This is a genomic window from Undibacterium sp. WLX3042, from assembly GCF_049544825.1.
Classification (GTDB): domain Bacteria; phylum Pseudomonadota; class Gammaproteobacteria; order Burkholderiales; family Burkholderiaceae_D; genus Undibacterium.
Genome location: NZ_CP186698.1, coordinates 3,808,322 through 3,819,824, shown reverse-complemented (window position 1 = coordinate 3,819,824; position 11,503 = coordinate 3,808,322). Strand labels below are relative to the sequence as shown.

Genomic DNA, 11,503 nt, shown 5'->3' with positions numbered 1-11,503 from the left:
AACGGATAATGCAGTCGTTTAAGAACCTTGCAGAGGGTACTTTTGATGAGGCTTTTGCGAAAATCGTCCATACCAAACTTTACCAGATCCGCTTATTGCGACACAACCGAAAATCGCCACCCCCTCCTGGCTGGTGCAGGTGCAGTCCAGCGTGACGTGATGGGTGGCCGTGTCTTTGCTGCTCACCTGCATCTGCACGGTCAGCCTGTCGCCGGGCCGAAGCCCGCTCGCAGCCTTCGAGCATGTCAACCTCAAACGCCGGTTTGCCAAGGCCCGCAAGATCAAGGAAGTGGGAATGGCCCGCGCGTTGCAGATGGTGGGCCTTCCTCTGGTTGTGTCGCAATAAGGTAGAACGGACAAAAAATGTGGCGAGAGTCCGGAAAATTAAAAAGCTAAACTATAAAACTGTTCAGCTTTGGACAAAGGCTGACCTTTGGAGGTACATACCTACTCGAACAACTCGCGCTCGAACTCGACGCCAGCCACCACCAGCGGCTCGCCGCTGGGCCAGCGCTTGGGCGGCTGGTGATCGCTGATGACCTGCACGTCGGGGTTGTGTCGCAATAAGGTAGAACGGACAAAAAATGTGGCGAGAGTCCGGAAAATTAAAAAGCTAAACTATAAAACTGTTCAGCTTTGGACAAAGGCTGACCTTTGGAGGGATCTGGTAAAGTTTGGTATGGACGATTTTCGCAAAAGCCTCATCAAAAGTACCCTCTGCAAGGTTCTTAAACGACTGCATTATCCGTTGGAAGTCATGATGCTTTGTGTGGGTTGTGTCGCAATAAGCGGATCTGGTAAAGTTTGGTATGGACGATTTTCGCAAAAGCCTCATCAAAAGTACCCTCTGGAAGGTTCTTAAACGACTGCATTATCCGTTGGAAGCCAACCTGGAAGCGCAAAGCGAACGCGCACGCCTGGCCAAGTTGCGCTACGACAACGGCTCGGCCGCCTTCTTGGAAGTGCTGGATGCCCAACGCGATCTGCTGGGAGCCCAGCAACAACTGGTACAGGCGCGCCGCGCGCTGCTGTCCAGCCAGGTGGCGCTGTATGCCGCGCTCGGCGGCGGCACCCTCGCCGCAGCCGGCGAGGCACAGGGTGCGGCCAGCAGGGGGTCGGTGAAGTACGCCTGCCAGGCAAGCTCTCCCGCGTGGGCGCCGTCGGTGCCTGATCCAAGATGCGCGGGCCAGGCTTCGGGCACGGGCAATGGCGGGGTGCCTGGCGCCGGAGCGAGCGACATGCAGCCGGTCAAGACGACGGCGCTCAGGGCCAACGAGGCAGCGCGCAATCTGAACGCGGGAAACAACGGGGAAGTTGGGAGCATGGTCATAGGCTGCAAGTGAGCAATATGAAGTGTGAGCCAATGAATGTTGGTACAAATCATAACCAGGAATAAATAATAAATTGAGATTGGTGCGAGTGAAAAACGACGCACATTCTACTGAACTCTTCTGAATTGGATTTGTTGTGCCCCACAGAGCAAGGTGGCCACAGCAAGTCGACAAGTTATGCCTGATGACCATAGCGAGTTGGTACCACCCCTTCCCATCCCAGTTGGGAGCATGGTCACGTTCCGTACAGGTATCGGGCTGAAGAGGGTCTGGTCGCAGAGGAGGGAATGGCTGCCACCCCCGCAATGCGGGGTTCGTGGCTGGTGTCCGCAAGCCCTACTTTCTTGCTTGCAAGTGCTGTCAAGCCCACTTCATCTCCTTGTTGATATGTGCATCCCCGTGTTCCCCGGCTGGTTGATAGGGCGCTCTTCCTGTGTCGTAACCACCCGGTGAGGTGCTTGGAGCGGGCGGACGTGTCTTGAACCTCCTTGATCTGTCGGACGTGTACATCACCTTCTTCCTGCCCGAAACCGTGGCCGGCCGCGTTGCGCTGGGCTCGGAGGTTCGCATCATTCTGGATGCCGCGCCCGAGTATGTGATTCCAGCCACCGTTTCCTTCGTCGCCAGCGCAGCGCAGTTCACCCCCAAGACGGTGGAAACCGCCAGTCAATTGGCGTATGGCCTTAAATCGTTTTATGATTGAGTTTGGTGATCGCATTCAAAAATACGATCACTGACTTGTTCCGTGGCATTTACACAGAAATTCTTACAGGCTCGGTATTGGACGTGTAAGAAATTCTGTGTGTGCGGGGCCGGGTTTTAGTTAATCGCGTTGGTGAAGCGTTCGCCAAACATGATGGCAAACTGATTGGCCGCCAGCTTCCAAGTGCGACGCGGGCGCGTCCACCCTGGGCACCCACGCCCACGGCAGGAAATCGATCCGAGCGCTGAATGCGGAATGCGGCGCTGGCTTCCTCGACACGCAGCGCGGCCAGGCGCAGATCGCGGTTGTTCTCCAGCGCTGTCTCGATGAGGCGTTGCAGCAGGGGGTCGGTGAAGTACGCCTGCCAGGCAAGCTCTCCCGCGTGGGCGCCGTCGGTGCCTGATCCAAGATGCGCGGGCCAGGCTTCGGGCCCTCCAAAGGTCAGCCTTTGTCCAAAGCTGAACAGTTTTATAGTTTAGCTTTTTAATTTTCCGGACTCTCGCCACATTTTTTGTCCGTTCTACCTTATTGCGACACAACCGATTGTAACGTATAATTGAAAACAACCGTCCAGTCGTTTGTTTTCAGATTTCACAATGCAGATCAACACAGGGCGCGAGTGAACCCGGCACATCGGGTTACGACACAGGAAGAGCGCCCTATCAACCAGCCGGGGAACACGGGGGATGGAGAATACGTCTTCAACTGGCAACAGGAAGGCACCGTCAACAGCGCGTTCTGGTGTTGGGATGTAAGTATCCAGTGCGTCAGCCAGTTTCAGGATGGCTTCTTCGCCGAGAGGACCTTTGTCGCCTTCCAGCGCCAGTTTTGCAGAACCCTGGATGATAGGCAGGTCGTCGCCTGGGAATTCGTATTTGGACAGCAATTCGCGCACTTCCATTTCTACCAGTTCCAGCAACTCAGCGTCATCAACCATGTCGCATTTGTTCAGGAAAACGATGATGTATGGAACCGGGTTGCGCGACACGCACCTGAACCCGTCCGTCGCGCGGAGACCGCAGTTCGCTGTCGCGGATGTCGGCTTCGATGCGGCTGATACTGGCCGTAGCGGCGGACACACTGGACTGCGCGCCGACAAGCTGCGCCCTGGCGGCTTCGACCGCGGCGCGGGCAGCGGCGGCCTGTGCCTTGCTGGCCGCGAGGGTCGCCTGGGCGCCCCGTACGCGCGCCCGGTCATCGTCCAGTTCCTGGATCGAGGCGGCTCCCTCACTCGACAGCGTGCTGGAGCGTGTCAGGCGCCGTTGCGCGGCGTCCAGTTCGTTGAATTATTGTGTCCATAAATAAATTTGTGGACACAATCAATTTGTGCCCCAAATTCAATCATGGCATCGTGCGGTACCCAAGGGTAGACGGCGGTGGGCGGACGCTTACGATTAAGCGTCAATTCAATGTTGAGAATAAAAAACAAGGCAAGAACATGATAGAGACGAAAAAACGGGGACCACTGCATCGTATTTCGGGCGAGGATGCGTCTACGACTGAGCAATTTTTTAAAGTGGCATCATTCTTGGTGATGCCAGATGGTCTAACCCAAGCAAAGGCATTCGAAACGGTTGTGTCGCAATAAGGTAGAACGGACAAAAAATGTGGCGAGAGTCCGGAAAATTAAAAAGCTAAACTATAAAACTGTTCAGCTTTGGACAAAGGCTGACCTTTGGGTATGCCGCGCTCGGCGGCGGCACCCTCGCCGCAGCCGGCGAGGCACAGGGTGCGGCCTCGACTCCCGCTTCCACCCCATCAACCCGTTAAGGCACGCCGAACCCATGACTGTCTCCCCCTCTCTCAAGAAAAAACTCCTGGTCGCTGCCGCTGCAGCGGTTGTTATCGCGCTGGCCTGGTGGGGCTGGACGAAATTTGCCGACACCGGCCCCGGCGAAGGATTCGTCAACGGCAATGGCCGCATCGAAGCCACCGAGATCGACATCGCCACCAAGCTTCCCGGACGTATCGAAGACATCCTGGTGCGTGAAGGCGATTTCGTCACAGCCGGCCAGCCACTGGCCAAGATGCGGCTGGAAACGCTGGAAGCGCAGCGCGACGAGGCCCTGGCCATGCGTATCATTCATCCTGTCCGAATAGCATCGAGGTATTGCCGTACCACGAACAAGTCGGACACATTGCCAGACAACATTCTGGCCAAGGCAGACTCTCCTCCGAATATAGCTTCTGCGTTTGGCTTTGAAATCCATTCGTCGGCTGCTTTAGGATCTGGCAATAGAATCTGCAGTGCTTTGTATGTTCCTAAAATATAAGAAATACGCTCCAGCGTATCCCGGTTGAGATTGGCAGCAGATGGATTCCGCTTCCAGTTATAAAAATTAGAGCGACTTGGCGAACCCAGTAAAATCATCTCCTGATCATTCGTCAACTTCCATGCGGATGCGATGTTGAAAAAGGTCTTAAGACGGTTGTGTCGCAATAAGCGGATCTGGTAAAGTTTGGTATGGACGATTTTCGCAAAAGCCTCATCAAAAGTACCCTCTGCAAGGTTCTTAAACGACTGCATTATCCGTTGGAAAATGGCAAAAGGTAAGTTCGAACGCACCAAGCCGCACGTCAACGTAGGTACAATTGGTCACGTTGATCACGGTAAAACAACATTGACAGCAGCGATTGCAACAGTATTGTCTGCAAAATTCGGTGGCGAAGCGAAGAAATACGACGAAATCGACGCAGCACCAGAAGAAAAAGCACGCGGTATTACAATTAATACTGCGCACGTTGAATACGAAACAGCAACACGCCACTACGCTCACGTTGACTGCCCAGGCCACGCTGACTATGTTAAAAACATGATCACCGGTGCAGCGCAGATGGACGGCGCGATCCTGGTTTGCTCCGCAGCAGACGGCCCAATGCCACAAACACGTGAGCACATCCTGCTGGCTCGTCAGGTTGGCGTTCCATACATCATCGTTTTCCTGAACAAATGCGACATGGTTGATGACGCTGAGTTGCTGGAACTGGTAGAAATGGAAGTGCGCGAATTGCTGTCCAAATACGAATTCCCAGGCTGATGCACCGGTATAACTGGATACGGCCACATCAGTTCAATCAAGGACTGGCACCGGCCGTCACTGAAGAAAAACTTAACGTAGTGTCCGGGATGGGTTGACCACTACACTTTTTCCATTCTCATCCGCCCAAAATCTCTCTGGAAAGAAGTCATTTGATTCCACAATCCGGATGTAACCGTTGTCAATAGCTCCATCGGTGAGCTTAACCGTGAATTTTTTTTTGTTCATTAGGATGTTTCGGATTGTTCAATATTAATGTCCGTCAATCGTAACTGACCGGAAATCAAGCGGGGAAGTAGCTTGTCACGAATTGAAGCCAGTGTTTGTGCGGCTCGTTCGTTATGAAATTGTAGTAGTTGCAACCTGATCTGACACTCACCCGGTTTGACGTGCGGAATTGTCAGATCAAATCGCAACTAGTGAGCCTGTAAGAATTTCTGTGTGAACCGGGGTCATGAAATAATACCGAAAGGGATTTGCCATGACCGATACGATGACCACGAAAAAACCTCGCAAAAAGAAAGAACCATAGACTAAAGATGAACCGGCGCCGCATTGGTAAAAAGCGACTTCCAACAAGAGACCCGCAACCATTGGTAGTGCCCGACGAAATCAACAAGAGTTGGTCCATTGATTTTATGAGTGATGCTTTATGGTGTGGAAGGCGTTTTAGAACTTTCAATGTCGTCGATGATTTTAATCGGGAAGTACTGGCGATTGAAATTGATTTAAATTTACCCGCGTCCCGAGTCATCCGGGTGCTTGAGAGGATCGTTGCCTGGCGTGGCTTTCCGGCACAGATCAGAATGGACAATGGACCTGAATTTATCTCAGTAACCTTAGCTGATTGGGCGCAAAAGCATGATGTTCATCTGGAGTTTATCGAACCAGGTAGACCCATGCAAAATGGTTTTATTGAACGCTTCAACCGCAGCTACCGCCAAGGGGTATTAGATATGTATGTTTTTAAGAACTTGCAGGAGGTCAAAGAAAGAACAGAATTGTGGATGAACGATTACAACGAGCAATGTCCACATGATTCGCTCAACGGGATGACACCTGTTGAATACCGATTATTTCATCAACCTCAAAACTCTAGTAATACCTGGCACTGATTGGGGGAGGTTTACAGGAGGCAGGTATCATTTGCCTTTTCTGAATCATATGCATGGTTTCAATACCCGCAATGATAGCCTGTGCACAATGGAAATTTTTGAACCCCATCATGGGTCGGGTTATTCGCTTAATGGCCCGGTGGTCTTGTTCAACGATGTTGTTAAGATACTTGTTCTGACGCATCTGAATGTCAGCGCCGGTGTCAGCGATGATACTGAGGATGGCTGCGGTATTGGCGCCGCTTTTGTCAATCGTGATCGAATCAGGTAAATCGTGTTGTCCAATAGCACGCTCAAAGAAGCGACGCGCAGCAGCCAGATCGCGTTTGGCCGTGAGCAGGAAATCGATGGTTTGTCCTTCACGGTCAACGGCTCGGTACAAATATTTCCATTGACCCTTCACCTTGATATACGTCTCATCCATGCGCCAACTCCGACCTACGGAGCGCTTACGTGAACGAAATATCTTGGCCAGCACAGGCAACATCTTCACAGCCCAGCGATGTACCGTGGCGTGATCAACGACAACGCCGCGTTCTTGCATTATTTCTTCAATGTGACGAAAACTCAACGGGTATGCCACGTACCATCGCACACAAAGCATCATGACTTCCAACGGATAATGCAGTCGTTTAAGAACCTTCCTCCAAAGGTCAGCCTTTGTCCAAAGCTGAACAGTTTTATAGTTTAGCTTTTTAATTTTCCGGACTCTCGCCACATTTTTTGTCCGTTCTACCTTATTGCGACACAACCGGTTCGCCCGCTTACTTGCGGCTGGCTTCTTCGAGGTCATTCAGCAGAGCGTCAGCGGTTGCGAAGCGAGCGCGACGGCTCTTGATGATCTCGTTGGCCTCGGCGATGGCAACGCGGCTGGTGGCGTTCGGTGCCTTGAGCGCGAACGGCAGTTCCTTGTCGGCGACAACACGGGTCAGGAACACGCGGATCGCATCGGAGACGGTCAGGCCCATCGAGGCCAGCGTTTCCGCAGCCTGCGCCTTGACGTTCTCGTCCACGCGAACGTGAACCATAGTGGTGGTAGCAGCCATGACGGCCTCCTATTGCGACTGATTGAGATACATTGTATCGCACGCCGCCCACAATCGCAAGGTGACACCCTCCCCCCCCGGTGTCCCGTCTTTAGGTATGTATATAGGTAGGTATATATATATACCTACTTACAGCGACCACGGCAGCAGCTTGGCGATGTTGCGCGCGTCGTCGAGGCCTCGGTGGTGAGCGCCATCGAGAGGAAGGCCCACCATCTGCAACGCGCGGGCCATTCCCACTTCCTTGATCTTGCGGGCCTTGGCAAACCGGCGTTTGAGGTTGACATGCTCGAAGGCTGCGAGCGGGCTTCTTTGCCAAAGCTTTCAGTTTTTCTCTATCCATTAAAATGTCCATCGGTAATTCCTCGCTCGAGAGGTTAATAGACCGTGGACATTTACACAAATTTATTTACAGGCTCTACTGAAGAGCTTGCAGAGGAATATTCACACGGTATTAGCTTGCCTTTAGTTAGCATGCACGAACCATCTCTTGGCGAACAAATTTCCGAACTATACAAAGATATAGACCGTAAAATTCATCGCATTGATTCAATTATTGAGCGACTTGAGCTAATTCCACTACGCAATGCCACAATCACGGAGACTGTTCCGATTAGTGAGCCACAGCGAACTCTCGCAAAGACAAAAAAAGTATTCGTTGTTCATGGACACGACGAAATTGCGAAAACTAATCTAGAAGTTTTTTTGCATGAAATTGGCTTGGAACCAGTAGTTTTGCACAGGCAAGCCGATGAAGGTTTAACAATCATTGAGAAGTTCGAAAAGCACAGTGATGTTGGCTACGCATTCATATTGCTAACACCTGACGAGGTTTCTTACGTTAAAGCAGATGAACAAAAAGGTGATGATGCTAGACAAAAAGAGTACAGGGCAAGGCCAAATGTGATTTTCGAGTTTGGATATTTTGTTGGTAAGTTAGGTAGATCAAGAGTTTGCTGTCTTTACACTGGAGACGTTTCACTGCCAAGTGACGTAAGCGGTATGATCTACAAGGAATTCAAAAACAGTATCGAAGAGGTTGCTTATAGCATCATTAAGGATCTTAAAGCGTCTGGCTATGCGGACGTGTAAGAAATTCTGTGTGTGCGGGGCCGGGTTTTAGTTAATCGCGTTGGTGAAGCGTTCGCCAAACATGATGGCAAACTGATTGGCCGCCAGCTTCCAAGTGCGCGGACGCGCCCGCGTCCCTGGCGATCTGAACATGTCGGGCCGGTCGCAGGTGGGCGGCGAATATCGGGCCGAGGTGGGTTTGAGCACCTGGGAGCTGGATCTGTGGGGCCGGATCCGCAACCTGGAAGACGCCGCCCTGCAAACTTGGCTGGCTTCCGACGCGGCTCGCCAGGCCGTCCATTTGGCGCTGATCGCCCAGGTGGCAGACGGCTATCTTGGCCTGCGCGAGATCGACGAACGCGTGGCGATCGCACGGCAAACCGTGACCACCCGCGAGGAGTCCTATCGCATTTTCCGGCGCCGCGTCGAAGTCGGCTCGACCTCGAAGCTGGATCTCACACAGGTCCAGACCCTGCTGAACCAAGCTCAGGCGCTGCTGACGCAGCTTGAGCAAGCTCGCACCACGCAACTGCACGCGCTGGCACTGCTGGTAGGTGCCGATCCTGGCCCGCTGCCCACCAAGGCACCCTTCGATGAAACAACGGTGCTGGCCGAACTCCGGGCCGGCCTGCCTTCGGAGCTGCTGGTCAGTCGCCCGGACATCATTTCCGCCGAACACCAATTGCGTGCCAGCGATGCCCACATCGGCGCGGCCCGCGCGGCGTTCTTGCCGCGCATTGCGCTGACTGGCAGCTTCGGCACGGCCAGCTCCGACTTGAATGGCTTGTTCGATTCCGGCAGTCGCGCCTGGACCTTCATGCCCACCCTGTCACTGCCCATCTTCGATGGCGGGCGCCGACGCGCCATTCTGGAACTGAGCGAAGTGCGCCGCGACATCGCCGTCGCCGGATACGAAAAAACCATTCAAACAGCCTTCCGCGAGGTGGCCGATGCGCTGAGCGCAAAGCACTGGCTGGCTGAGCAGTTGACGATCCAGAGAGCCAACCTGGAAGCGCAAAGCGAACGCGCACGCCTGGCCAAGTCCGAGCAAGCGCAGGTTCTGGCTGACATATTGGGTTCCAGGCCCCGGCAGGCGTGTTCCCAGCACAGCCGAGATCAGGGCGTTTGCACAAATGGCCTCCGTGGTGCCCCGAGCGCTTGAGGACACAGCAGGTTCTGGATCCACATCACCCGATTGCAGCGCGAACATGTGGATGTCTTGCGAAGAAAACGTGCGTTCGAGGCTGGCGCTGTCGCCGATGGCGATCTCGTCGAAGGTGCGGTTGCGCAGGACATGCCATGCATCGGCAGTGGCATCGACCGGTTTGGGCGAAGTCGTCATGTGCTTTTTCCTCGCCGTGTTTGTCTTGTCTGCGGCGCGGCGGGTGTCTTGGACGCGGTTGTCTTTTGAGGCGCCTTCGGCTTTGGCGAGGAGGTCTTGGGTTTCGTGTCCGCGACCGCAGAGGGTGCGTCATGGGCAGAGGGCATAGCGGGCGCCGAAGCCGCCTGCGCCCGGCGGATCGCCTGCTCGAACAGGGTAGACACCTGCTTCAACTTGGCTTGCTCTGGTGCGGACAGCGCATCGCCGCTGCCGAGCACCTGCGCGATCATCCCCGCAACCTGTCGGATGTCATCAGGCGCTACGTTGTTCAGCAGCCCGGGGATGGCGGACACCGCGGCGTCCTCGAGGAGCCTCATGAGCAAAGCCTGGCGACGCACGAGGTGGCGGAAGGCCTGCATGTCGAAGTCGTTGCCCAGTTGGGGGCGCACCAGCTCTTCTGCGTGGCGAAAATGCCGTTCATCGGCCTCGCCACGCTCGGCCAGCACGAAGAACAGTGCCCGTATGGCTGCTTCCACCAGCCCACCGCTGTGAACGGCTCCTTCGAGGCGGGTCAATTCTTGCACCAGATACTGGCGGTGCTCGGGCGTCTCGCTGGGATGGGGTCGCGGCGGTGCATCGTCGTGCAGGCTCTGTCCAGTCATGGCCTGCACCAGCGGCAGGCTGTACAGCGTGTCAAACGCCTGTGCGTAGATCTGGTCGCGGCAATCACGGTAATCATCCCCTTTTTAATGGACGATAGAAGTAGAAGACGGGGTTGTTAATGCCTTTTTGTATTTCGGTGGTACGCCACCAACGGCTTTGTTCGGACGTTCGTTATTGTAAAACCATAGCCATTCTGTCGCATGCTCCCGGACTTCTTCAATACTACTGAATAAATACTGATCCAACCATTCTCCGCGAACCGTTCGGTTATACCGCTCGACGTAAGCATTCTGCTGTGGATTGCCAGGCTGGATGAACTTCAGTTCAATCCCGTGCCTCGCTGCCCACTCAGCCAGTAAAGCACTGATGTATTCCGGACCATTATCACTGCGAATTTTCTTTGGTTTGCCACGCCACTCAATCACCTGATTCAGCGTGCGGATGACCCGTTCTGACGGCAGTGAGAAGTCAACCTCTATCGCCAGTCCTTCGCGGTTAAAGTCGTCAATGATATTCAGCAACCTGAAGCTGCGGCCATCCTCAAGCTGATCATGCATGAAGTCCATCGACCAGCAATGATTAATGGCTTCAGGTACCAGCAGTGCATCGGGCGTTTCGCGTTTCAGCCGCTTCTTCGGCCTGATCCGCAAATTCAGCTCCAGTTCACGATAAATCCTTCGCACGCGCTTATGGTTCCAGTCAAAGCGTTTGACGTTGCGCAGGTAGTAGAAGCACATGCCAAAACCCCAGTTCCGGTAGGTTGTAGTCAACTGCAGCAGCCAGTCTGCGATTTCAGCATTTTCATCTGCCAGCCGGGGTTGATACCGGTAGCAGGTTTCGCTGATACCAAACATCGCACAGGCCAGTCTGACCGGAATGGATTTCTCCCGCACCGCCTCTTGCGCTAACTCCCGCCGGCGCGACGGCTTCACCACTTTTTTTCAATGGCCTCTTTGAGAATGTCCGCTTTGAGTCGCTCTTCGGCATACATTTTTTTCAGCCGGGCATTTTCTGATTCAAGCTCTTTCAGACGGGCCATCATGGATGCATCCATTCCGCCAAATCTGGCGCGCCATTTGTAAAAAGTAGCTGAACTCATGCCATGTTCACGGCAAAGTTCGGGGACAGGTGCTCCTGCTTCTGCCAGCTTTAAAATAGCCAGTATCTGGCTGTCACTGAATTTGGATGTTTTCATCAAGAATCTCCTGCGTTGAT

The 11,503-nt window shown here is 53.8% G+C and carries 6 protein-coding genes and 11 pseudogenes; 9 read left to right on the top strand and 8 right to left on the bottom strand.

Going from position 1 to position 11,503, the window contains the following annotated elements; translation table 11 throughout:
- The first annotated feature begins 169 nt into the window (after positions 1 to 169).
- The 4 genes and pseudogenes from ACPAOP_RS17540 to ACPAOP_RS17525 form a co-directional block, all read left to right on the top strand.
- Positions 170 to 346 carry a hypothetical protein gene (locus ACPAOP_RS17540; RefSeq protein ID WP_423708846.1) on the top strand — a complete coding sequence of 59 codons (177 nt, stop codon included), beginning with the start codon at positions 170 to 172 and terminating at the stop codon, positions 344 to 346.
- Positions 347 to 679: 333 nt separating this feature from the next.
- Positions 680 to 772 (top strand): annotated as a pseudogene (locus tag ACPAOP_RS17535) (IS6 family transposase); the annotation flags it as partial.
- Between the two features lie 124 nt (positions 773 to 896).
- Positions 897 to 1,118: pseudogene (locus ACPAOP_RS17530) on the top strand (TolC family protein); the annotation flags it as partial.
- A 658-nt stretch (positions 1,119 to 1,776) separates the two neighbouring features.
- Positions 1,777 to 2,001 (top strand): annotated as a pseudogene (locus ACPAOP_RS17525) (HlyD family efflux transporter periplasmic adaptor subunit); the annotation flags it as partial.
- Between the two features lie 718 nt (positions 2,002 to 2,719).
- Here ACPAOP_RS17525 and ACPAOP_RS17520 read toward each other — a convergent pair.
- Positions 2,720 to 3,007, bottom strand: a pseudogene (locus ACPAOP_RS17520) (GTP-binding protein); the annotation flags it as partial.
- A pseudogene (locus ACPAOP_RS17515) lies at positions 3,000 to 3,317 on the bottom strand (hemolysin D); the annotation flags it as partial. The pseudogenes ACPAOP_RS17515 and ACPAOP_RS17520, both read right to left, overlap by 8 nt.
- Before the next feature lie 501 nt (positions 3,318 to 3,818).
- On the opposite strand from ACPAOP_RS17515, the pseudogene ACPAOP_RS17510 reads away from it, so the two are divergent.
- Positions 3,819 to 4,112: pseudogene (locus ACPAOP_RS17510) on the top strand (biotin/lipoyl-binding protein); the annotation flags it as partial.
- A 5-nt stretch (positions 4,113 to 4,117) separates the two neighbouring features.
- Here the strand turns inward: ACPAOP_RS17510 and ACPAOP_RS17505 are convergent.
- A pseudogene (locus ACPAOP_RS17505) lies at positions 4,118 to 4,459 on the bottom strand (MbcA/ParS/Xre antitoxin family protein); the annotation flags it as partial.
- Between the two features lie 115 nt (positions 4,460 to 4,574).
- Here ACPAOP_RS17505 and ACPAOP_RS17500 point away from each other — a divergent pair.
- Together ACPAOP_RS17500 and ACPAOP_RS17495 are read left to right on the top strand one after the other, a co-directional pair.
- Positions 4,575 to 5,069: pseudogene (locus ACPAOP_RS17500) on the top strand (GTP-binding protein); the annotation flags it as partial.
- A gap of 536 nt (positions 5,070 to 5,605) precedes the next feature.
- Positions 5,606 to 6,187 (top strand): annotated as a pseudogene (locus ACPAOP_RS17495) (integrase core domain-containing protein); the annotation flags it as partial.
- On the opposite strand, the gene ACPAOP_RS17490 reads toward ACPAOP_RS17495, so the two are convergent.
- From ACPAOP_RS17490 to ACPAOP_RS17480, 3 genes are all read right to left on the bottom strand, one after another.
- A complete protein-coding gene (locus tag ACPAOP_RS17490) occupies positions 6,168 to 6,815 on the bottom strand; it encodes an IS6 family transposase (RefSeq protein ID WP_423710042.1) in 648 nt (215 codons plus the stop codon). The pseudogene ACPAOP_RS17495 and the gene ACPAOP_RS17490 overlap by 20 nt on opposite strands.
- A 136-nt stretch (positions 6,816 to 6,951) precedes the next feature.
- The gene (locus ACPAOP_RS17485) at positions 6,952 to 7,233 is read right to left on the bottom strand and encodes a type II toxin-antitoxin system RelB/DinJ family antitoxin (protein WP_013124611.1); all 282 of its coding nucleotides are present in this window, start codon (positions 7,231 to 7,233) and stop codon (positions 6,952 to 6,954) included.
- A 129-nt stretch (positions 7,234 to 7,362) separates the two neighbouring features.
- The gene (locus ACPAOP_RS17480) at positions 7,363 to 7,467 is read right to left on the bottom strand and encodes a DNA polymerase III (protein ID WP_423708845.1); all 105 of its coding nucleotides are present in this window, start codon (positions 7,465 to 7,467) and stop codon (positions 7,363 to 7,365) included.
- Positions 7,468 to 7,620: 153 nt separating this feature from the next.
- Between ACPAOP_RS17480 and ACPAOP_RS17475 the strand changes: the two genes are divergently transcribed.
- Together ACPAOP_RS17475 and ACPAOP_RS17470 are read left to right on the top strand one after the other, a co-directional pair.
- Positions 7,621 to 8,325: a TIR domain-containing protein gene (locus ACPAOP_RS17475; RefSeq protein WP_423708844.1), complete on the top strand. Its 705-nt coding sequence runs from the start codon at positions 7,621 to 7,623 to the stop codon at positions 8,323 to 8,325.
- A gap of 103 nt (positions 8,326 to 8,428) precedes the next feature.
- Positions 8,429 to 9,346 (top strand): annotated as a pseudogene (locus ACPAOP_RS17470) (efflux transporter outer membrane subunit); the annotation flags it as partial.
- 296 nt (positions 9,347 to 9,642) lie between these two features.
- Here ACPAOP_RS17470 and ACPAOP_RS17465 read toward each other — a convergent pair.
- Together ACPAOP_RS17465 and ACPAOP_RS17460 are read right to left on the bottom strand one after the other, a co-directional pair.
- A pseudogene (locus ACPAOP_RS17465) lies at positions 9,643 to 10,353 on the bottom strand (3-hydroxyalkanoate synthetase); the annotation flags it as partial.
- A gap of 18 nt (positions 10,354 to 10,371) precedes the next feature.
- Positions 10,372 to 11,483 (bottom strand): IS3 family transposase gene (locus ACPAOP_RS17460; RefSeq protein ID WP_423708843.1). Its coding sequence is split into 2 segments (ribosomal slippage): positions 10,372 to 11,222 and positions 11,222 to 11,483, totalling 1,113 coding nucleotides; the frame shifts between segments, so codons are not numbered across the junction.
- Positions 11,484 to 11,503: the final 20 nt, after the last annotated feature.

Excerpts from the sequence above, each read along its gene's own strand:
- ACPAOP_RS17485 (WP_013124611.1), bottom strand. The coding sequence starts at position 7,233 with ATGGCTGCTACCACCACTATGGTTCACGTTCGCGTGGACGAGAACGTC.
- ACPAOP_RS17480 (WP_423708845.1), bottom strand. The coding sequence starts at position 7,467 with ATGGCCCGCGCGTTGCAGATGGTGGGCCTTCCTCTCGATGGCGCTCAC.